1 protein-coding gene is annotated in these 882 nt (G+C 40.8%); it reads left to right on the top strand.

What is annotated here, in order from left to right:
• A partial coding sequence (locus tag H7844_16055; protein MEO5358790.1) for an IS110 family transposase occupies positions 1–882 on the top strand: 882 nt, incomplete at both ends.

An 882-nucleotide genomic window follows, 5' to 3' on the forward strand; every position in this document is an offset into this window, starting at 1 on the left:
GGGAGAAGAGTTATTCAATGGACGGATACGAGGGAAATACGAGGATTTATCAAGGCAGTTGAGCAGACTACCGGAGTGCAAAATAAAGGTTGCTTATGAGGCAGGGCCATGTGGATTTTGGTTGTATGACCGGTTAATCGAGGCAGGGATAGAGACAATAGTAGTACCTCCGTCTCTGATACCATTGGAAACAGGAAATAAGGTGAAAACAGACAAACGAGATAGCCGCAAGCTGGCGAAATTATTATCAAAAGGGATGCTGAAAAAAGTATATGTTTTAAGTGAAGCGGAGAGAGAAAAGAGAGAGTTAGTGCGAACACGTCGTCAGTTAGTAGAGCATAAAAGCGATGTGGCAAGACAAATAAAGAGCAAGTTATTATTTCATGGGATAGAGGTACCGATAGCAGATAAGCAACATTGGGGTAAAAAATTCATGGAGTGGTTAAGAGCAATAGAACTAAAACAAAAAGTGATGAAAACAGCCCTAAACAAATTAATAGAGCTTTATGAATACTTACGTGAGGCAATAAAAGAACTAACGAAAGAGATGCTGGAGTTATCAAGAGAAGCGGAGTATAAAGAGAAAGTGGCCCTATTGAAAACAGTGCCCGGTATAGGGACCTTAACAGCAATGGAGATAATCCTGGAGTTAAGTGAAATAGAGAGATTCAAGACATCTGAGGAGCTTTCATCGTATTTAGGTTTAACCCCATCAGAGTATTCGAGTGGAGGCCATATAAGGCAAGGGCGAATAACAAGGTGCGGTAATAAGCGAATACGTAGTGCGTTGGTGGAAAGTAGTTGGATATTAATATCAAGAGACCGTGTAATGCGTCAGAAATACGAATTCATCAAGTACCGCCGTGGAGCAAAATACAATAC

It is taken from the genome of Nitrospirae bacterium YQR-1 (assembly GCA_039908095.1).
Classification (GTDB): Bacteria; Nitrospirota; Thermodesulfovibrionia; order Thermodesulfovibrionales; family Magnetobacteriaceae; genus Magnetomonas.